Raw genomic sequence first — 19537 nt, forward strand, 5'->3', positions numbered from 1 at the left:
TGTGCTCGACGCCCTCGCAGCGGTGAGCGGAATGGCCACTGGATGCGGCGCCGCAGCATTGCCGGCGCCTGTTTCGCTGGTGGCGAGCCGCGTTAACCAGTCAGTGCATCGACTCGTTCGGGGTGTACACTGATCGACCCGCGTAGCACTCCGCACCGTCTTGCGCTCCGCCGAGGTTCGACGCTGCGCCCAACCGGCGCACGCGAAAACCGCCGCCGTCGATTATCCATTCGATAGACGCGAAGCGCCGCCACGGGGCAGTGTGCCGGGCCCAATTACTTACGTCTCGCAGGTTAAAAAATGGACGAACAACTTAAGCAAAGCGCTCTCGCCTACCACCAGAATCCGAAACCCGGCAAGATTTCGGTCACGCCCACCAAGCCGCTGTCGAACCAGCTCGACTTGTCGCTTGCATACTCGCCGGGCGTCGCCGCGGCCTGTATGGCGATCTACGACGAACCGCTCGACGCGCAGAAGTACACCTCGCGCGGCAACCTCGTCGGCGTGATCACGAACGGCACGGCCGTGCTCGGTCTCGGCAACATCGGCCCGCTCGCCGCGAAGCCGGTGATGGAAGGCAAGGGTTGCCTGTTCAAGAAGTTCGCCGGCATCGACGTGTTCGACATCGAACTCGCCGAGTCGGATCCGGACAAGCTGGTCGAAGCGATCGCCATGCTCGAGCCGACGCTCGGCGGCATCAACCTTGAAGACATCAAGGCACCGGAATGCTTCTACATCGAGAAGAAGCTGCGCGAGCGCATGAAGATTCCGGTCTTCCACGACGATCAGCACGGTACCGCGATCATCGCCTCGGCGGCGATACTGAATGGCCTGAAAGTGGTCGGCAAGAAGCTCGACGAAGTGAAGCTGGTGTGTTCGGGCGCTGGCGCGGCGGCCATCGCGTGTCTGGATCTGCTGGTGAATCTGGGTCTGTCGAAAAAGAACGTGCTGGTCACGGACTCGAAGGGCGTGATCTACGAAGGTCGCGGCAATCTCGATCCCTCGAAGGAACGCTACGCGGCGAACACTGAAGCGCGTACCCTGGCCGACGCGATCCGTGGCGCCGACGTGTTCCTCGGTTGCTCGAGCGCCGGCGTGCTGAAGCCGGAAATGGTCGCCGAAATGGGCACGCAACCGCTGATCCTCGCGCTGGCGAATCCGGAACCGGAAATCCGTCCGGAAGAAGCAAAGAAGGTGCGCCCGGACTGCATCATCGCAACGGGTCGTTCGGACTATCCGAACCAGGTCAATAACGTGCTGTGCTTCCCGTTCATCTTCCGTGGCGCGCTGGATGTCGGCGCAACCACGATCACGGAAGAAATGAAGCTCGCGTGCGTGCGCGCGATTGCTGAACTGGCCGAAGAAACCGATCAGGGCGATGAAGTCGCCAAGGCCTACGAAGGCCACTCGCTCGAATTCGGCCCGGAATACCTGATTCCGAAGCCGTTCGATCCGCGTCTGATCATCAAGATCGCGCCGGCTGTTGCGCAAGCCGCGATGGATTCGGGCGTCGCAACCCGTCCGATCAAGGACATGGACGCGTATCGCGAAGAACTCGGCACGACCGTGTACCGCACCGGCATGGTGATGCGTCCGGTGTTCGCGGCGGCGAAGTCCGAGCCGGCGCGTATCGTGTTCGCCGAAGGTGAAGACGAGCGCGTGCTGCGTGCCGCGCAATTCGTGCTGCTGGAAAAGATCGCCAAGCCGATTCTGGTCGGCCGTCCGTCGGTGATCGAGATGCGTCTGAAGAAGATGGGCTCGAAGCTGAAGTGCGGTGAAGATTTCGAGGTGGTCGATCCGGAAGACGATCCGCGCTACCAGCAATGCTGGCAGGCATACCACGAACTCGGCGCGCGCGAAGGCGTGACGCCGGACGTCGCGAAGGCCGCGATGCGCAAGTTCAATACGCTGATCGGCGCGATCCTGGTGCGCCTCGGCGAAGCAGACGGCATGATCTGCGGGATGATTGGCCAGTACCACACGCATCTGAAATTCATCGAGCAGGTGCTGGGCAAAGCGGACAACGTGCAGAACTTCGCCGCGATGAACCTGCTGATGCTGCCGGGCCGCAACCTGTTTATCTGCGATACGTACGTGAACGAAACGCCGACCGCCGAACAGCTCGCCGACATGACGATGCTGGCTTCGCGCGAAATCGAAAAGTTCGGCATCACGCCGAAGGTCGCATTGCTGTCGAATTCGAACTTCGGCAGCGCGCCGTCGGCGTCGTCGCAACGGATGGCTGCGGCGCGCAAGCTGATTGCTGAACGTGCGCCTTCGCTCGAGATCGACGGTGAAATGCACGGCGACGCGGCGTTGTCGGAAATGGTCCGCAAGGCTGCGTTCCCTGGCACGACGCTGAGCGGTGAAGCGAACCTGCTGATCATGCCGAACGTCGAAGCAGCCAATATCGCGTACAACCTGCTGAAGATGGTTGGCGGCGAAGGCGTGACGGTCGGTCCATTCCTGCTGGGCGCGGAAAAGCCGGTGCACATCCTGACACCGGCCGCGACTGTGCGCCGCATCATCAACATGACGGCAGTGGCCTCGGCCAATGCACGCAAGCGGGTGAGCGCGCAGTAATGATGATTTGATGTCGAAGCGACGCCGCATCGCGGCGTTCGCGATAAGCCAGCAAAAGCGCCACGGAAGCAGATTCCGTGGCGCTTTTTATTTGCACGTTCTGAATTGAATGAGCGTTTGTCTGAAGGATTCTTAAGTCGATAAACGAGCTTTAAGACTGGTCCTATTCGATTCGCTGTGACACTTTTGTAAAGTTACTTCTGAGGCGCGGCACTACGCGATGGCAACGAAACAGTCGGCTGGTCACTTCGTTGCATCGAATCTGGCGTTGCGCTTCAACTCTGGTGTTGAGTAGTTGCAGTTCTGCTGATGAAGACAGTTGTACCAATGGGTTGTAGTAGTTGCAGTAGATGTGTGTTGTTGCAGTAGGTAGTTGAAGTTGCAGTAGGTAGTTGAAGTTGCAGTAGGTAGTTGAAGTTGCAGTAGGTGGTTGAAGTTGCAGTAGGTGGTTGAAGTTGCAGTAGGCAGTTGAAGTTGCTGTGGGCAGTTGAAGTTGCTGTGGGCAGTTGAAGTTGCAGTAAGTAGTTGAAGTCGCAGTAAGTAGTTGTTGTCTGGTAATTGTTTGTTTTTGGTTGATTGTTGTGTTGTTGGAAGGAGCAGTACCGCTTGTTCTTGTACACACGCATCACGTGTCGAAGCAGGCAAAAAAAAGGCGACTGTCCGCAAGGGCAGCCGCCTTTTCCATTTTCAGGCCAGCGTTGGCAAATCAAGCCGGCAATGCAATCAAGCCGCGTGCTGAGTTTTCCCCGCTTCCGGCGAGCGCCAGCGCGTTAGCAACTCGTTCCACTTGACCCGCACGCCCTTCAGATTATTTTCCTTCACATGGCCATAGCCGCGGATGCCATCCGGCAGATTCGCCAGTTCGACGGCCAGCTCGCGCTTTTGCGCAGTCAGGCCTCCGATCAGCTCACGCACCAGCGCTTCATATTCCCCAATCAGCGCGCGCTCAGTGCGACGTTCTTCAGTCTTGCCGAACGGATCGAGTGCCGTGCCGCGCAGGAATTTCAGTCTGGCCAACATATGCATGGCGCTGAACATCCACGGTCCATACTTCTTCTTGACCAGATGACCTTTGGCGTCCTTCTTCGAGAATGTCGGCGGCGCGAGATGGAGGTGCAGCTTCCAGTCGCCTTCAAAAGTCGCGTTCAGTTTCTCGATGAATGCCGGGTCGCTGTACAGGCGCGCGACTTCATACTCGTCCTTGTAAGCCATCAGCTTATGCAGATTTTTCGCGACCGCTTCGGTCAACGGCAACTGGCTGTCGATTGAATCGAGCGCGGATTCCGCCACACGCACTTGCGCCACCAACGCACGATAACGGTCCGCGTAAGCCGCGTTCTGGTATGCGGCGAGATAGTCGGCGCGCTTGTCGATCAGCGTGTCGAGCGCCTTTGGCGTATGCAGCGAGATGATCTTGTTGCTCGTCGTTTCCGCTGCGGCACCGCGTCCTTGCGACTGTGCGAGCTTGCGCACCGCGGGGAGGTCATGTGCGGCACGGCGCCCCCATTCGAACGCCGCGCGGTTCTTCTCGACCTGCACGTTGTTCAGCTCGATCGCGCGCATCAGCGACTGATAGGTCAGCGGCACCCAGCCGCGTTGCCACGCATAGCCGAGCACGAACGGGTTCGTGTAGATCGCATCGCCGAGCAGCGCGACGGCGAAGTGATTCGCGTCGACCATATCGACACCGTCGTCTCCCGCACCGGCGCGCACGTCCGCTTCCGTGCTGCTGCCGGGAAAACGCCAGTCGGGGTTCTTGATCAACGCGGCGGTCGGCGTGTGTGCGCTATTGAGCACGACGCGCGTGTGACCGGCCTGCATCCGCGAGACGCATTCGTCGCTTGCCGTGACGATCGCATCGCAGCCGATCACGAGACTGGCTTCGCCCATCGCGATGCGGGTTGCGTGGATGTCGGCCGGGTTCCTCGCGATCTGCACGTGGCTCATCACAGCGCCGCCCTTTTGCGCGAGGCCGGTGACGTCGAGTACCGTGACGCCTTTGTTTTCCAGGTGCGCGGCCATCCCGAGCAATGCGCCGATCGTCACGACACCCGTGCCGCCGACGCCTGTCACCAGCACGCCATAGGGACGCTCGATCGACGGCAACTCAGGTTCCGGCACCGGCGGCATCGCATCGGCGACGATGCCTGACGCCGCCTTCGGCTTGCGCAGTTGTCCGCCTTCCACCGAGACAAAACTCGGGCAGAACCCGTTCACGCATGAGAAGTCCTTGTTGCAGGTCGACTGATTGATCTGGCGTTTAGTGCCGAACTCGGTATCGAGCGGTTCCACGGACAGGCAATTCGACTTGACCGAGCAGTCGCCGCAGCCTTCGCACACCGCTTCGTTGATCACGACACGGCGCGCCGGATCCGGATACGTGCCGCGTTTCCTGCGGCGCCGCTTCTCGGTTGCGCAGGTCTGGTCGTAGATCAGGATAGTAGTGCCGGGAATCTCGCGAAGCTGACGCTGAACTTCGTCGAGCTGGTCGCGATGATGGATGTCGATGCCCGGCGCGAGACCGACGTTCGCCGAATATTTCTCCGGTTCGTCGGTGACGATCACGATTTTCGTCGCGCCTTCCGCAGCCAGTTGATGCGTAATCTGCGGCACGGTCAGCACGCCGTCGACCGGCTGGCCGCCCGTCATCGCGACGGCGTCGTTATAGAGAATCTTGTAGGTGATATTTGCTTTCGACGCGATTGCCGCGCGAATTGCGAGCAGGCCCGAATGGAAGTACGTGCCGTCGCCGAGGTTGGCGAATACGTGCTTGTCGTTGGTGAACGGCGCCTGGCCGATCCACGCGACGCCTTCGCCGCCCATCTGGCTGAAGGTGCTAGTGCTGCGGTCCATCCAGACGGTCATGTAGTGGCAGCCGATGCCGGCCATCGCACGTGAGCCTTCCGGCACGTTCGTCGAGGTGTTGTGCGGACAACCCGAGCAGAACCACGGCTTGCGTTCGGCTTCGACGCGCGGACGCGCCAGAGCTTTTTCCTTCGCTTCAATTACCGCGATGCGTGTTGCAATGCGCGCGCGAACGTCGGACGGCAGGTCGAACTTGTCGAGCCGCGTGGCGATCGCCTTGGCGATGATCGCCGGCGAAAGCTCGTAGTGGGCCGGCAGCAGCCAGTTGCCCATCGGCACTGACCATTCGCCGCCCGCGCCGTCCTTCTCGTCGAATTTGCCGAATACGCGCGGACGCTGCGCATCGGGCCAGTTGTACAGTTCTTCCTTAATTGCGTATTCGAGAATCTGGCGCTTCTCTTCGACCACCAGAATTTCCTGAAGACCGCGCGCGAACGCATGGGCGCCTTGTGCTTCAAGCGGCCACACACAGCCGACTTTGTACAAACGGATGCCTATGCGCGAACAGGTTTCGTCATCGAGGCCGAGGTCGGTCAGCGCCTGACGCACATCAAGATAAGCCTTGCCGCCGGTCATGATGCCGAAACGCGCATGCGGCGAATCGATTTCGACGCGGTCCAGTTTGTTCGCGCGCACATAGGCGAGCGCCGCGTACCACTTGTAGTCGAGCAGACGTGCTTCCTGCACCAATGGCGGATCCGGCCAGCGAATATTCAGGCCGCCTTCGGGCATCGCGAAGTCGTCCGGCAGAATGATTTTTGTGCGATGCGGGTCGATATCGACGGAAGCTGACGATTCAACCACGTCGGTCACGCACTTCATCGCCACCCACAGGCCGGAGTAGCGGCTCATCGCCCAGCCGTGTAAGCCGAAATCCAGATATTCCTGCACGTTCGACGGAAACAGCACCGGCAGGCCGCACGCCTTGAAGATGTGTTCCGACTGATGCGCGAGCGTCGAGGATTTGGCGGCGTGGTCGTCGCCGGCGAGCACGAGAACGCCGCCGTGTTGCGACGAGCCGGCCGAATTGCCGTGTTTGAAGACGTCGCCGGAGCGGTCGACGCCCGGGCCCTTGCCGTACCACATCGAGAACACGCCGTCGTATTTGGCGCTCGGATACAGATTGACCTGCTGTGAACCCCAGACGGCGGTCGCCGCGAGGTCCTCGTTGACGCCGGGTTGGAAGACCACCCGGTGCGCGGCGAGATGTTGCTTCGCTTTCCACAGAGACTGGTCGAGTCCGCCGAGTGGCGATCCGCGATAACCGGAGATAAACCCAGCGGTATTGAGCCCGGCCGCCTGGTCGCGTTCCTGCTGCAACATCGGCAGACGCACTAGCGCCTGGATGCCGCTCATGTACGCGCGGCCGCGTTCGAGGGTGTATTTGTCGTCGAGCGTGACGGAAGATAGAGCGGCTTCGAGCGAGGCTCGCTGACCTGCGTCTAGCGGGGCATTCATTATGTGTACTCCTCCACCCAGTTTGGGATCGCCAAAACTTTTGGGCCGCGGCATCTTGTGAATGCGTATGGCCGGGGTCGCCATATTGACGTGTTTTAAGTGATGGTAGCACTGGTAAAAACCCGCCGCAGCGTGTCCGGAAATGCGGCGGTGCAGCGTGATTTTCGCCAGATACAGACGGACGACTTTCTGCTTTCGAGTCGCACTGTAACAAGCTGTAAAAACTACAAATCTGCGGAACCGCAGTTGAAATGTCTGTCTAATACCCCACCTGCGAGCAATGTCTGCGCAACGCTCCGCATTCGGTGGAGCTTCAGGACAGCAGGGCAGTTAGAAAAGGAGTACGCATGAACACGAGAAACATCCAGACGTTCCTGATGGTTTCGGCCGCATTCTTCGCCATGAGCGCACCGGTGCGCTCGAGCACCAACTCGGGCAGCGCAGGAGCGCTGTCGAACGCGATCACCAGCACGGCGCAAGTCGCGCCCGCACGCGTTGCGGTGGAACGCCTTGCACGATCCGCGAAGGCCGACGAGGAAGATCAGAATTCGTGATGCGTCGCTGAAGCGACGTATTGGTTGAAAATCTGCCGCTGTCCGTGCTTCGGGCAAGGGCACAAACAATGAAGGGCGAGGATCGCAAGATCCTCGCCCTTTTTTATTTCTCTCAGATTCTGCGCCGGCTTTTAGTCGTCAGGCTTTGTCCTGGACCACGCCGCGGCGAATCTGATCCAGTTCGATCGATTCGAACAGCGCCTTGAAATTACCCTCGCCGAAGCCCTGGTTGCCCTTGCGCTGGATGATCTCGAAGAAGATCGGCCCAATCTGGTTTTCGGTGAAGATCTGCAGCAGCAAGTCGTCGGGGGCGCCGTCGATCAGGATCTTGCGCTTGCGCAATTCGTCGAGCGGCTCGCCGTGGTTCGGTACGCGGCGGTCGACCAGTTCATAGTACGTGTCGATCGTATCGAGCAGCGAGATGTTCGCCGCGCGCAAGCCGTCCACCGTGCGGTAGATGTCGTTGCTGCCCAGCGCGATGTGCTGAATGCCTTCGCCGTGGTACTCGTCCAGGTATTCCTGGATTTGACCGGCCACGTCCGAGCCTTCTTCGTTGATCGGAATGCGGATCTTGCCGCACGGCGAGGTCATCGCCTTCGATTTCACGCCGGTCACCTTGCCTTCGATGTCGAAGTAGCGGACTTCACGGAAATTGAATAGACGCTCGTAGAACTCCGCCCACTCCTGCATGCGGCCGCGATGGACGTTGTGCGTCAGGTGATCGATATAGGTCAGGCCGTGGCCGACCGGATGGGGATTCGCACCCGGGATCGGTTCGAAGTCGACGTCGTAAATATCGATGTTGCCAATGCTGCCCGCCTCGGCGCCGTTCTTGCCTCGCCAGCGGTCGACGAAATAGATCAGCGAGTCGCCGATACCCTTGATTGCCGGGATGTTCAATTCCATCGGGCCGGTCTTGTTGTCGAAGCCCCAGGCGCCTTTTTCCAGAGCCTGCTCGTAAGCCTTCGCCGCGTCCTGGACGCGGAAAGCGATCGCGCAGATCGACGGGCCATGCAGCCGCGTGAAACGTTGCGCGAACGAATGCTGTTCCCCGTTGACAATGAAATTGATGTCACCCTGGCGATACAGCGTCACGTCTTTGTGACGATGCCGGGCCACCGCAGTGAAGCCCATCTGTTCGAACAGCTTGCCGAGCGCTTTCGGGTCCGGGGCGGTGTATTCGATGAATTCGAAGCCGTCGGTGCCGACCGGGTTTTCCCAAGTTGAAACCTGCATTGTCTGTCTCCTATGTCGACCAGAGTTGGCGCTTCAGCACTTACTCCGGTCCCATGCAAGGCTAAATGTTGATGGGGGAGGGGGCGAGTTAGCGCGACTGAATGACGCAAGTGTAAAGGCCGGCTGGCGACGAAAACTTGCGAAATTAATCGTGCGTCGATACGCTTAAGCTATTTTCTAGCTTGATTTTCAATCTGGGTAGCAGGAAATGGCCAAAATAGAGATAGACGCCATCGACAGGCGCATTCTGGCAATCCTTCAGGAGAATGGCCGGCTGTCGAATCAGGAGATCGCTGAGCGCATCAATCTATCCCCGAGCCCGTGTCTGCGGCGCATCCGTCGATTGGAGGAGAGTGGGGTGATTCGAGGCTACGTTGCGCTGCTGGATCCGCAAAAGCTTGGGCTCGACCTGCTGGCCTATGTCAACGTACGGTTGGAAAAGCGCAGCGGTCCGGCGCTCGGCTCGCGCAGCGGGGCCACGCATGCCGATCTGTTTCGCGCGGCGGTGCAGACGTGGCCGGAGGTGGTCGCATGCCACGCCATGACGGGCGATATGGATTACCTGCTGCGTGTGCAGGTCGAGGATATGGCGCACTTTTCACGTTTCGTGCAGGAGCAGTTGCTGCACCACCCTTCTGTGATCGACGTGAAGACGAGCTTTTCGCTCGAGAAGTTCAAGGAGACGACAGCGCTGCCGATTTTGTGAGCACCGGGCTACCGTCAACTGACAGACAAACAAAAAGGGCAGCCGCGAGGCTGCCCTTTTTTCGCTCGAAACGCAGACCGGTTAAGCGGCCTCAGCTGCGGGCATGAACGATTCGAACAACTTCGACGCCTGACGCGCCTGGCGCTTAAGTGCGTAGTCAAACACCGCGGCTTGCTCCTGCAGCATTTCAGCAATGATGCTCGATTGATCCGCCGGCGGCAGCGTCAGATAGGCGTCGGCTTCGCCGTACGCGTATTCGATCTTCATGCCAGCCTTCTTCGCAATGTGCATCATGGTCGAATTGCGCGACAGGCAATGCATATAGAGCGTGGTGACATGCGTATTGCGGCTGCGGATGGCTGCGCGCTCGAATAGCTTGGAGCCGACCCCGCGCCCACGCGCGCTCTCCAGCACCGACACGCCGAATTCGGCTGTGCGCTTGTCGCCTTCGGCCGGCAGGTACGCCAGATGGCCGACGCCAGTGAGTTGCAGCTGACTGTCGAACACGCCAAAAACCGTGTCGCGCGTGAAATCGATCGCGCGGACGTAGTTCTCGATAACGTGGTTCGGCACGATCTGGCCGAAACGCAGGAGGCGGTCGTCTTCGTCAAGCGCGAGGAAGTGGGTTAGCAGCCGCTCGCGGTCGACGGCGGTGAGTTCGCGGACCAGAGCAGGCGTACGACCGCCTGACTGCAACAGACGATCATGTGCGACGATCGGCTCAGCGGTGCGGGGTGCAGTCATGTTCATGGTCGGGTTCTCCTTTTAATCGAGCGGCATGGTGCACCGCAAAAACGATTTTAGCGGAAACCTCGACTTGACACTAGGGAAAACCCGTATCGAAAACTGAAGCAAATGCCTAAAAAGATGGCGCCCTTTTTTTAATGTATTGATTATTAAGGGTAATTAAATTGAACGAGCGTTCGCGGCGAGTTGTTGCGTTCAGGCCACCTGCCGCAGTTATCTCGTATGAATAATGTTGCCCTGCGCAATCAGTTCTCGGCAGAGCTCAATCCGTGGTCCACCATATTGACCACCTGCTCGGCAAATTCCCGATAGCCCATCCGGCCGTCCGGCTTGAGCCAGGTGAACGTCCAGTTGATCATGCCGAACACCATCATCGTCAGTGCGGTCTGGTTTTCACGCGTGGCGCGTTCCGGATAGGCGCGTGCCAACTGCCGCGCGAACGCCGCGACCACGTCGCGCTGGCGGTTCAGGATGACCTCCCGCTGGGTGTCGACCAGATATTTCACGTCGTTGAGCAGCGCGACGTGGCGGCTGTGCGACGTCTCGTACTCGGACAGAAACGCGCGGATCAGTTCCGCGAAGGTTTCCCGCTCGGACAGTCCGCGGCGCTGGCTTGCCCCTTCCACCTCCGCGATGATCAGCATCAGTCGCTTCGTGTAGCGGTCGAGCAAATCGAACAGAATCGCTTCCTTGCTCGCGTAGTAGTGATACAGGCGTGCTTTCGAGGTGCCGCTAGCGGCGGCGAGGTCGGCCATCGAGGTGCTCGGGTAGCTGGTCTGTGCGAATTTCGCCGCGGCCAGTTCGAGAATCTGATCGCGTTGGGTTTCGTGGTCGGGTGCGCGGGTACGGGCCATGGTCGTCTATTTTATTAGTGTGGACAGGGGGCAAGCGCCGCGCACATTTCCAGGGTGCGCCAGGCGCCCGCGTCGCCGCGCAGCTTGATGCGGCGTGTTGAGGCCAGTTCGCGAAAGCGCCACAGGACGATGCTGTCGCTTACCAGATACCCGAGATCGGCGGTCATCAGTTCGGCGGCAACTCGCGCGGCGGGTTGCCAGTCGCCGGTGGCCTGTTCGAGAATCAGCGCGTCCAGGTCGGTGAAGCTGCCGCTCGTAAAAGTGTTGTCGCGCCAGCGCCGTGTCTCGCCATTCGCGTGCTTGGCTTCCTGCCATTCGAGTGCGAGGCGGCTAATGCGTAGAACGGAAATCGGCGCTGCGTCCGTCAGACGCCCTTGCAGTACAGTCGGAGCGAACATGCCGACGGAGGTCGCACGGTCTTTGCGGCTGTGCGCCCATGCGCCCGGATCGGTGAGGTCACGGATCGACAGTCGCACCTCATTGAGTCGCTGCGGGCTGTTGCGTAGGTGGTAGCAGACGCGGCGCAGCATAAGTTGATCGGCTGAGCTTTCACCGTGCCAGACCACCAGGTTCGCCTCGCTGCGTGCGATGTTCTCCAGCGCGGCTGCCTGCTCGCGGAATTCGCGCAGAAAATCACGCCTGGTGTCGGTGCTGACACGGTCCCAGAATTCCGCTCGCACGTCGGGTCCGTCATCGATACCGCGCAGCGGACCGACCGCCAGATCGTCGCGCAGTGCGTGCACGCGATCGTCGCGGCCCGCCTCGGCTAGCGCGGCGCGCAGTGATTCGGCGGCGACGTCGCCATTGGTGAGGTGGATGATGCTCATCGGCAGTGGCTTGGGCTTGCAGAAAACGACAAAAGACAAAAAAAGGGCCGCTCATCGATCGGAACAGGTGTCCAATCGAGAGCGGCCCCTAGTGTAAGCGGATCGCGGACCTGCTGAAAGCGTTCCGGGCGTCGTATGGCCAACCCGGCACACCTGGCTTAGCGTTCGTCGTAGCTCACGACCACACGATCGCTGATCGGATGGCATTGGCAGGTCAGCACGAAGCCGTCGCGGATTTCGTGTTCTTCCAACGTGTAATTCTTTTCCATCTTGACCTCGCCTTCGAGCACCTTTGCGCGGCATGTGCAGCAGACGCCGCCCTTGCACGCATACGGCAGCGCGAGGCCGGCACGCAGGCCGACGTCGAGCACGCTCACGCCCTGGTAAGGCAGGCGCAGCTTGCGCCGTTTCCCGTCGAGGACAATTTCGAGGTCGGCGGCCGGGGTGTCTTCGGTGATTTCGACCGGCGGCACGCCCGCTTGCGGCAGCGGCGAGCCGAAGCGCTCTACGTGCACCTTGGCCGACGGCACGCCCGCGGCTTTCAGTGCGGCCTCGGCGGCATCCATCATCGGGGCGGGGCCGCAGATGAAGGCTTCGTCGATTGCGTCCGCCGGCAACAGATTTTCGATGAAGGCCGCGCACTTCTCCTCGTCGAGCACGCCGTTAAACAGCTCGACGTCCTGCAAGTCGTCGGACAGCACGTGATAGAGCACGAAGCGGTTCATGAAGCGGTTCTTCAGGTCTTCGAGTTCTTCCGCGAACATGATCTGGTCGACGCTGCGGTTGCCGTACACCAGCGTGAAGGTGCTGCGCGGCTCGACTTCGAGCGTCGTCTTGATGATGGCGAGCACCGGCGTGATGCCCGATCCGCCGGCAAACGCGATGTACTGCTGGCCTTGATCGGCGTTCAGGTGGGTGAAGAAGCGGCCATCGGGCGTCATCACGTCAATCGTATGGCCGGGCTGTAGCGTGTCGAACGCGAAGTTCGAGAAACGCCCGCCACGCACGCGCTTGATGCCGATGCGCAGTTCGCCGTCGCGGTCGTAATCGGTGACGCCGACGCAGATCGAATACGAACGGCGCGTTTCTTCACCGTCGATGTGCGTTTTCAGCGTGACGAACTGGCCTTGCGTGAAGCGATACTGATCGCGTAGCTCGGCGGGGACTTCGAAAGCGACCGACACCGCGTCAGCGGTTTCTGGCCGCACTTCGCGGATACGCAGCGGATGGAATTGCGGGGTAGCCATATCAGTATGGTTTGAAGTAGTCGAAGGGTTCGCGGCAGTCGAGGCAGCGATAGAGCGCTTTGCAGGCCGTCGAGCCGAATTGCGCGAGACGCTCGGTATGCGCCGAGCCGCAGCGCGGACACGACGGCGCCGGCAGCGCGCGCGGCATGAAACGCAGCACTTTTTCCTGCGGCTGCACGGCGGTGCCGCAGTTGCCTGTGGGCGGTGCGATTCCGTAGGCGCGCAGCTTTTCGCGCGCGTCGGCCGTCATCCAGTCGGTGGTCCAGGCCGGAGCGAGGACCGTGGCAATTCGATACGGCTTCAGCTCGGCCACATCGAGCGCATGAGCGACGTCTTCGGCGATCTGCGACATCGCCGGGCACCCGGAATAGGTCGGCGTGATCACGACTTCCAGCGCGCCGTCGGCGGCGCGCCGCACGTCGCGCAGAATACCGAGTTCCCGAATCGACACCACCGGAATCTCCGGGTCAGGCACCGTTTCGAGCACGGCCCAAGCGCGTTCCAGCGTGGCATCGGCAGTGGGCGTGGCAGTCGAGGTCGTCATCGTGAAGTTCCGTCGGGTTCCGGTTTTGTGCGTGGCTGCGCGCTTACCAGGTCGCGCCGGGATGCTGGCGCGCGAGGCTTTGCATTTCAGCCAGCACGAAGCCCATGTGCTCCGAGTGCTCACCGTGCTTGCCGGTCGTGATGTGCTTGACCGCTTCAGGCAGCTTGAGCGTGGCTTCGTCGAGGGTGGCTTTGACGTCTTCGAGCCATGCTGCTTCCAGGTCCGACGTCAGCGGCCCGATGTCCGCGGCGGCGACGGTTTCTTCCACGGCGTCGGCACTGAAAAACTCACGCGTGTACGGCAGCAGATAGTCGAGTGCGGCTTGCGCGCGGCGATGCGATTCGTCCGTGCCGTCACCGAAACGGATCAGCCATTCGCTCGCGTGATGCACGTGATAGCTGGTTTCCTTGATCGACTTGGAGGCGATCGCGGCAAGCTGCTCATCCTTCGAAGCAGTGAGCGCCGACCACAGATGCGCCATCAGCGTCGAGTACAGGAAATTGCGCACGATCGTGACCGCGTAATCCTTCTCGGCTTGCGCGGTGCCGGCGAGCGGGCCGTAGTGCGGCAACTCGGCCAGCGTGTAGTTGGCGAATTCGCGCTCGGCGCGGAAGTACGCGTAGTCGTCTTCCGTGCGGCTTTTGCCGGTGAGTTGCTGTTCCAGCGTGGCGGCGTGCGTGTACAGCAAACGCGCCTGGCCGATCAGATCCAGACTCATGTTCGACAGCGCGATGTCCTCTTCGAGGATCGGGCCGTGGCCGCACCACTCGGTATTGCGCTGACCGAGGATCAGCGCGGTGTCCGCGAGGCGCAGCACGTACTGCAGATGTTGGGGCGTGATGTTCATGGCCGCGCTTACATGTGGTTGACTTCGTCGGGGAGCGTGTAGAACGTCGGGTGGCGGTAAATCTTGTCGCCAGCCGGTTCAAACAGCTCCGCCTTGTCTTCCGGCGCGGACGCCGTGATCGCCGAGGACGGCACCACCCAGATGCTTACGCCTTCCTGGCGGCGGGTGTAGACGTCGCGCGCCATGCGCAGCGCCATCGGCGCGTCGGCGGCATGCAGGCTGCCGCAGTGTTTATGGTCGAGTCCCTGCTTGCTGCGCACGAAGACTTCCCAAATCGGCCATTCCTTGTTCATTGCTGATCTCCTGATACTTTGTTCGGCTTGTCGCGTGAGTGCGTGACTGTATGAGTTAAGCGGCGTGCTGTTGCGCGCGCTGGCGCTGCTTTTCGGCGTGGGCGAGAGCAGCCTCGCGCACCCAGGCGCCGTCGTCGTGCGCTTTCACGCGGGTCGCGAGACGCTCACGGTTGCACGGGCCGTCGCCATTCACGACGCGCCAGAATTCTTCCCAGTCGATGTCGCCGTAGTCATAGTGGCCGCGGGCTTCGTTCCACTTCAGGTTCGGATCCGGCAGCGTGACGCCGAGCACCTTGGCCTGGTCGACGGTCGCGTCGACGAATTTCTGGCGCAGGTCGTCGTTCGAGATGCGCTTGATGCCCCATTTCGACGATTGATTGCTGTGGATCGAATCCTTGTCGCTCGGACCGAACATCATCAGCACCGGCCACCACCAGCGGTTCACGGCTTGCTGGACCAGTTCGCGTTGCGCTTCGGTGCCGCTCATCATCGACATGAGCGCGTCGAATCCCTGGCGCTGATGGAACGATTCTTCCTTGCAGATACGGATCATGGCGCGTGCGTACGGACCGTACGTGCAGCGGCACAGCGGAATCTGGTTCATGATCGCCGCGCCGTCCACCAGCCAGCCGATCACGCCGACGTCTGCCCATGTAGGCGTCGGGTAATTGAAGATGCTTGAATACTTAGCCTTGCCCGAATGTAGCGCTGCGATCAACTGGTCGCGCGACACGCCGAGCGTTTCGGCCGCACTATATAGATAGAGGCCATGGCCGGCTTCATCCTGCACCTTGGCGAGGAGGATCGCCTTGCGCTTCAGGCTGGGCGCGCGCGTGATCCAGTTGCCCTCGGGCAGCATGCCGACGATTTCGGAGTGCGCGTGCTGCGAGATCTGCCGCACCAACGTCTTGCGGTAGGCGTCGGGCATCCAGTCTTGAGGCTCGATCTTGCCGTCGGCGGCCATGACCGCGTCGAATTGCGCCTGCTCGGGCGAACCCGCTGCCGCGTCGAGCGGGGCGACATTGCCGGGGATATCCAGGGATTGCGTGTACATGGGGACGCTCTCAGCGGAAGTTGTCTGTGTTTGCGCAGTATAAACCAACCGACCGGTCGGTTAATAAATTTTTTGAGACGGACTGCGATCATCGATAGGGGCGTGACGGCGTGCCGCCGGCGGCGTTTCACTTGCGCCACTGCCCCGTGCGGACACTTAACCTATAAAATTGCGAATTGGCTGCGATTTGCGGCCTTCCTGCATCCCCCGGTACTCATGTTACGTCTAAGCGAAATCAAACTCCCGCTCGATCACCCCGAGAGTGCTCTCGAAGCCGCCGTCCGCGCGCGCCTCGCTGACCTCGGCGTGGCTGACGACGGGCTCATCCGTTACACCGTGTTCCGCCGCGCGCACGACGCGCGTAAGCGCGCCGACATCAAGCTCACGTATATCGTCGACGTCGAGGTGAAGGATGAAGCGGCCGCGCTCAAACGGCTTGCCGATGTACCGCACTGCGGTGTGACGCCGGACATGACGTACCATTTTGTCGCCAAAGCGCCGGCTCAGATGGCTTCTTTGCGGCCAGTCGTGATCGGTATGGGGCCATGCGGGTTGTTCGCGGGGCTGATCCTTGCACAAATGGGCTTTCGTCCGATCATTCTCGAGCGCGGCAAGGCCGTACGGGAGCGCACCAAGGACACTTTCGGGCTATGGCGTAAGTCCGTGCTCAATCCGGAATCGAACGTGCAGTTCGGCGAAGGCGGCGCGGGCACGTTCTCGGACGGCAAGCTATACAGCCAGATCAAGGATCCGAAGCACTACGGCCGCAAGGTGCTCGAGGAGTTCGTCCGCGCCGGTGCGCCGGAGGACATTCTCTATCTGAGCCGGCCTCATATCGGCACGTTCCGTCTGGTTAGCATGGTCGAAAAGATGCGCGCGACCATTCACGAACTGGGCGGCGAGGTGCGTTTCGAGTCGCGGGTCGACGATATCGAAATCGATCAGGGCAAGGTGCGCGGGCTCAAACTGTCGACGGGTGAAACGCTGCGCTGCGACCATGTCGTGCTGGCGGTCGGTCATAGTGCGCGCGATACCTTCCAGATGCTGAGCGACCGCGGTGTCTATATCGAAGCAAAACCGTTTTCGCTCGGTTTCCGGATCGAACATCCGCAAGGGCTGATCGATCGCAGCCGTTTCGGCAAGTTCGCGGGGCACAAGCAGCTTGGCGCCGCCGACTATAAGGTTGTGCACCATTGCAGCAATGGGCGCGCGGTTTATAGCTTCTGCATGTGCCCTGGCGGCACGGTGGTCGCGGCAACCTCCGAGCCGGGCCGCGTGGTGACCAACGGAATGAGCCAGTATTCGCGGGCGGAGCGCAATGCCAACGCCGGGATTGTCGTCGGCATCACGCCGGACGACTATCCGGGCGGCCCGCTCGCCGGTATTGCCTTCCAGCGTAAATGGGAAGAGCGGGCCTTCGAACTGGGTGGCGGCAACTATATGGCGCCGGGTCAGCTGGTCGGCGACTTTATCGCCGGGCGGCCGTCTACTTCGCTGGGATCGGTGGTGCCGTCCTATAAGCCGGGCGTGCATCCGACCGATCTCAGCACCGCGCTGCCCGACTACGTGATCGAAGCGATCCGCGAAGCTTTGCCGCAGATGGACAAGAAGATCGCCGGGTTTGCCATGCATGATGCTGTGCTGACGGGCGTCGAGACGCGAACATCGTCGCCGATTCGCGTGCGGCGCCGGGACGACTATCAGAGCATGAATGTCGAGGGCCTGTATCCGGCGGGAGAGGGCGCGGGATACGCGGGCGGAATTTACTCGGCAGCCATCGACGGGATCGAAGTGGCCGAGGCGCTTGCGTTGAAAATGACCGGGGCGTCGGCAGCGGGCTGATTGGCGATGCGTCTGCGCTTGCGTCGGATGACTGCGGCGCAGGCACCCCGCCTGAAATTCCGTACTTTGTCGTGCTCTTCGCACCGAGATCCGAATACGTCCGGTTCCCGCTCCAACGGCCGGATCTCCGTACTTTACGTTGTCGGTACTCAACGATCTTTCGATGCTGCCATCCTGATATGAGGCGCGGCGACAGCAGGGTGGCATCCGCGCGGTGAGCCGCGATGGCCTTGGCGATCGGGCACAATGCACGTTTCGCATCGAACTGACCACCCGAATGACCATTCGCACCCTGGCTGCCGCATGTGGCGCGGCGCTGCTTTGCCAATTCGCCGTTTCCTCGACTGTTTTTGCCGCCGACGCCTCAGCGCATTGGGTTACCGCGTGGGCAACTGCCTTGCAGCCCATCCCGCAGCGCTCGGATTTGCCGCCGCTTTACCGCGCTCCGGAAGTCGCAGGGCGGACGGTTCGTCAGATCATCTATCCCACGCTGGCGGGTAAATCCGCGCGAATTCATCTCAGCAACGAGTACGGCAAGACACCGCTTGTCATCGAAGATTTGCGCATCGCGCGCTCGGCCGGCGGAGCTGCTGCGCTCGGCAATGGCGATGCGCGGGTGACATTTGGCGGCAAGAATTCGGTGAGCGTACCGGCGGGAGCAGAGCTGGACAGCGACCCGATTGCCATCGACATCGTAGAAGGCGCGCCTTACGCGGTTAGCGCGTTCATGGGGCCGGACCAACGAATCGTGGCGTGGCATCGGGTCTCGAGCCAGTTGAACTTCGTTTCCTCGCCGGGAAATCATGCCGCCGACGCCTCTGCGGAGTCGTTTCGCGGACGGTTTACGCAATATGTGTGGGTGACGGGGTTGTCGGTGGATGCGCCTTCGGCGGTTGCAGTCGCTGCGATCGGCGACTCGATCACCGACGGCATGCGTTCCAGTCTGAATCAGAACCGACGCTGGCCGGACGCGCTGGCGCGTCGGTTCGCCAGCACTGGTGATCGCTCGACGGCGATCGTCAATCTTGGCATCAGCGGCAATCGCTTATTGAGCGACTCAGTCTGCTACGGCGATGCGCTCGTGCGGCGGTTCGACCGGGACGTGCTGGAGCGTCCGGGCGTGAAGACGGCGATTCTGCTGATCGGCATCAACGACATCAATTTCTCCGAGATGCCTGCACGTAACGGCCTCGACTGTGATTCGCCCCATACCTCGGTGACTGCTGCCGACCTGACTGCCGGTTATCAGCGGGTGATCGCGGATGCGCGGCGCCATGGCGTAAAAGTGTTTGGCGCAACGTTGACCCCGGCTTCGTTGCCGGCCTTGCGGGAGGCAATCCGCCTGGCGGTCAATCAGTGGATTCGGACCAGCCACGCGTTCGACGGCATCGTGGATTTCGACGCGGCGCTACGCGATCCGGCGCAACCGAGCCGTCTGCAACGAGCCTTTGATAGTGGCGATCATATTCATCCCAGCGACGCGGGATACGCAGCAATGGCTGGCGCGGTTCCGATCACAGCTTTAGTGAATTCGACCCGGAAGTGAGTCGTCAGAAAAAGATTTTCGCCAAAGCCTTGTCACATGGCTGAGGTTCGCCTATAGTTCGGCTCCTCGTTTGCGAACGAGGGCCGCGGCGGAAACCAGCGGCTGTGATGTCAATAAGGTTTTAAGCGAAAGCGGAAAAATATTGTTGACAGAACGAAAAAGAGCCTTCATAATCTCGTTTCTCTGCTGCTGATGCAGCGACGCAGAACGAAGCGGTACCGGTGGTTGCGCAGGTGGGCAACACGGTGCGGATTCGGTAGTGAATGCGGACTCGATCTTTAAAAATTAACAGCCGATAAGTGTGGGCGCTTGATGCGCGACGCGCGGTGGACTC

At 60.9% G+C, this 19537-nt stretch carries 16 protein-coding genes; 5 read left to right on the forward strand and 11 right to left on the reverse strand.

Translation table 11 applies throughout. The features are described from left to right. Positions 1-300 precede the first annotated feature (300 nt). The gene (locus tag HWX91_RS06675; protein WP_028198600.1) at positions 301-2583 is read left to right on the forward strand and encodes an NADP-dependent malic enzyme; all 2283 of its coding nucleotides are present in this window, start codon (positions 301-303) and stop codon (positions 2581-2583) included. Positions 2584-3306: 723 nt separating this feature from the next. On the opposite strand, the gene HWX91_RS06680 is transcribed toward HWX91_RS06675, so the two are convergent. After that, positions 3307-6906 carry an indolepyruvate ferredoxin oxidoreductase family protein gene (locus tag HWX91_RS06680; RefSeq protein ID WP_028198601.1) on the reverse strand — a complete coding sequence of 1200 codons (3600 nt, stop codon included), beginning with the start codon at positions 6904-6906 and terminating at the stop codon, positions 3307-3309. 347 nt (positions 6907-7253) lie between these two features. On the opposite strand from HWX91_RS06680, the gene HWX91_RS06685 reads away from it, so the two are divergent. Then, positions 7254-7460 carry a hypothetical protein gene (locus tag HWX91_RS06685; protein ID WP_028198602.1) on the forward strand — a complete coding sequence of 69 codons (207 nt, stop codon included), beginning with the start codon at positions 7254-7256 and terminating at the stop codon, positions 7458-7460. Positions 7461-7598: 138 nt separating this feature from the next. Here HWX91_RS06685 and hppD read toward each other — a convergent pair whose 3' ends face one another. Beyond that, positions 7599-8696, reverse strand: coding sequence for a 4-hydroxyphenylpyruvate dioxygenase (gene hppD / locus HWX91_RS06690; protein WP_028198603.1), 1098 nt, complete (start codon positions 8694-8696; stop codon positions 7599-7601). Between the two features lie 208 nt (positions 8697-8904). Between hppD and HWX91_RS06695 the strand changes: the two genes are divergently transcribed. Next, positions 8905-9402, forward strand: a complete 498-nt coding sequence (locus HWX91_RS06695; protein WP_028198604.1) for an Lrp/AsnC family transcriptional regulator — start codon at positions 8905-8907, stop codon at positions 9400-9402. 81 nt (positions 9403-9483) lie between these two features. On the opposite strand, the gene HWX91_RS06700 is transcribed toward HWX91_RS06695, so the two are convergent. The 8 genes from HWX91_RS06700 to paaA form a co-directional block, all read right to left on the reverse strand. After that, positions 9484-10152, reverse strand: coding sequence for a GNAT family N-acetyltransferase (locus HWX91_RS06700; RefSeq protein ID WP_028198605.1), 669 nt, complete (start codon positions 10150-10152; stop codon positions 9484-9486). A gap of 242 nt (positions 10153-10394) precedes the next feature. After that, a complete protein-coding gene (locus HWX91_RS06705) occupies positions 10395-11003 on the reverse strand; it encodes a TetR/AcrR family transcriptional regulator (protein ID WP_025496384.1) in 609 nt (202 codons plus the stop codon). 14 nt (positions 11004-11017) lie between these two features. Next, positions 11018-11830: a DUF1835 domain-containing protein gene (locus HWX91_RS06710; RefSeq protein ID WP_025496385.1), complete on the reverse strand. Its 813-nt coding sequence runs from the start codon at positions 11828-11830 to the stop codon at positions 11018-11020. A gap of 158 nt (positions 11831-11988) precedes the next feature. Further along, positions 11989-13077 carry a 1,2-phenylacetyl-CoA epoxidase subunit PaaE gene (gene paaE / locus HWX91_RS06715; RefSeq protein ID WP_025496386.1) on the reverse strand — a complete coding sequence of 363 codons (1089 nt, stop codon included), beginning with the start codon at positions 13075-13077 and terminating at the stop codon, positions 11989-11991. A gap of 1 nt (position 13078) precedes the next feature. After that, positions 13079-13621 carry a 1,2-phenylacetyl-CoA epoxidase subunit PaaD gene (paaD, locus tag HWX91_RS06720; protein WP_028198606.1) on the reverse strand — a complete coding sequence of 181 codons (543 nt, stop codon included), beginning with the start codon at positions 13619-13621 and terminating at the stop codon, positions 13079-13081. A gap of 43 nt (positions 13622-13664) precedes the next feature. Further along, the gene (gene paaC, locus HWX91_RS06725) at positions 13665-14468 is read right to left on the reverse strand and encodes a 1,2-phenylacetyl-CoA epoxidase subunit PaaC (protein WP_028198607.1); all 804 of its coding nucleotides are present in this window, start codon (positions 14466-14468) and stop codon (positions 13665-13667) included. Between the two features lie 8 nt (positions 14469-14476). Next, positions 14477-14761: a 1,2-phenylacetyl-CoA epoxidase subunit PaaB gene (gene paaB, locus HWX91_RS06730; protein ID WP_007179854.1), complete on the reverse strand. Its 285-nt coding sequence runs from the start codon at positions 14759-14761 to the stop codon at positions 14477-14479. 55 nt (positions 14762-14816) lie between these two features. Next, complete coding sequence (gene paaA, locus HWX91_RS06735; protein WP_028198608.1) at positions 14817-15815, reverse strand: 1,2-phenylacetyl-CoA epoxidase subunit PaaA; 999 nt, start codon at positions 15813-15815, stop codon at positions 14817-14819. Positions 15816-16031: 216 nt separating this feature from the next. Between paaA and HWX91_RS06740 the strand changes: the two genes are divergently transcribed. Together HWX91_RS06740 and HWX91_RS06745 are read left to right on the forward strand one after the other, a co-directional pair. Continuing rightward, entirely contained in the window at positions 16032-17657 is a 1626-nt protein-coding gene (locus tag HWX91_RS06740) for an NAD(P)/FAD-dependent oxidoreductase (RefSeq protein ID WP_025496390.1), read from the forward strand. A gap of 277 nt (positions 17658-17934) precedes the next feature. Next, on the forward strand, positions 17935-19203 hold the full coding sequence (locus HWX91_RS06745; protein WP_028198609.1) for an SGNH/GDSL hydrolase family protein: 1269 nt from the start codon (positions 17935-17937) through the stop codon (positions 19201-19203). A gap of 121 nt (positions 19204-19324) precedes the next feature. Here the strand turns inward: HWX91_RS06745 and HWX91_RS40480 are convergent. Next, positions 19325-19537: hypothetical protein (locus HWX91_RS40480; RefSeq protein ID WP_208459027.1), on the reverse strand; the 213-nt coding region annotated here is incomplete at its 5' end.

This window comes from Paraburkholderia fungorum, assembly GCF_902833645.1.
In the GTDB taxonomy this organism is placed as follows: domain Bacteria; phylum Pseudomonadota; class Gammaproteobacteria; order Burkholderiales; family Burkholderiaceae; genus Paraburkholderia; species Paraburkholderia fungorum.

Bases quoted from the DNA above. Each gene is read 5' to 3' on its own strand.
- hppD (WP_028198603.1), bottom strand. From the start codon at position 8,696: ATGCAGGTTTCAACTTGGGAAAACCCGGTCGGCACCGACGGCTTCGAA.
- HWX91_RS06710 (WP_025496385.1), bottom strand. From the start codon at position 11,830: ATGAGCATCATCCACCTCACCAATGGCGACGTCGCCGCCGAATCACTG.
- HWX91_RS06745 (WP_028198609.1), top strand. From the start codon at position 17,935: ATGACCATTCGCACCCTGGCTGCCGCATGTGGCGCGGCGCTGCTTTGC.
- HWX91_RS06695 (WP_028198604.1), top strand. From the start codon at position 8,905: ATGGCCAAAATAGAGATAGACGCCATCGACAGGCGCATTCTGGCAATC.
- HWX91_RS06700 (WP_028198605.1), bottom strand. From the start codon at position 10,152: ATGAACATGACTGCACCCCGCACCGCTGAGCCGATCGTCGCACATGAT.
- paaD (WP_028198606.1), bottom strand. From the start codon at position 13,621: ATGACGACCTCGACTGCCACGCCCACTGCCGATGCCACGCTGGAACGC.
- HWX91_RS06685 (WP_028198602.1), top strand. From the start codon at position 7,254: ATGAACACGAGAAACATCCAGACGTTCCTGATGGTTTCGGCCGCATTC.
- HWX91_RS06705 (WP_025496384.1), bottom strand. From the start codon at position 11,003: ATGGCCCGTACCCGCGCACCCGACCACGAAACCCAACGCGATCAGATT.
- paaE (WP_025496386.1), bottom strand. From the start codon at position 13,077: ATGGCTACCCCGCAATTCCATCCGCTGCGTATCCGCGAAGTGCGGCCA.
- paaA (WP_028198608.1), bottom strand. From the start codon at position 15,815: ATGTACACGCAATCCCTGGATATCCCCGGCAATGTCGCCCCGCTCGAC.
- HWX91_RS06680 (WP_028198601.1), bottom strand. From the start codon at position 6,906: ATGAATGCCCCGCTAGACGCAGGTCAGCGAGCCTCGCTCGAAGCCGCT.
- HWX91_RS06740 (WP_025496390.1), top strand. From the start codon at position 16,032: ATGTTACGTCTAAGCGAAATCAAACTCCCGCTCGATCACCCCGAGAGT.
- paaC (WP_028198607.1), bottom strand. From the start codon at position 14,468: ATGAACATCACGCCCCAACATCTGCAGTACGTGCTGCGCCTCGCGGAC.
- HWX91_RS06675 (WP_028198600.1), top strand. From the start codon at position 301: ATGGACGAACAACTTAAGCAAAGCGCTCTCGCCTACCACCAGAATCCG.
- paaB (WP_007179854.1), bottom strand. From the start codon at position 14,761: ATGAACAAGGAATGGCCGATTTGGGAAGTCTTCGTGCGCAGCAAGCAG.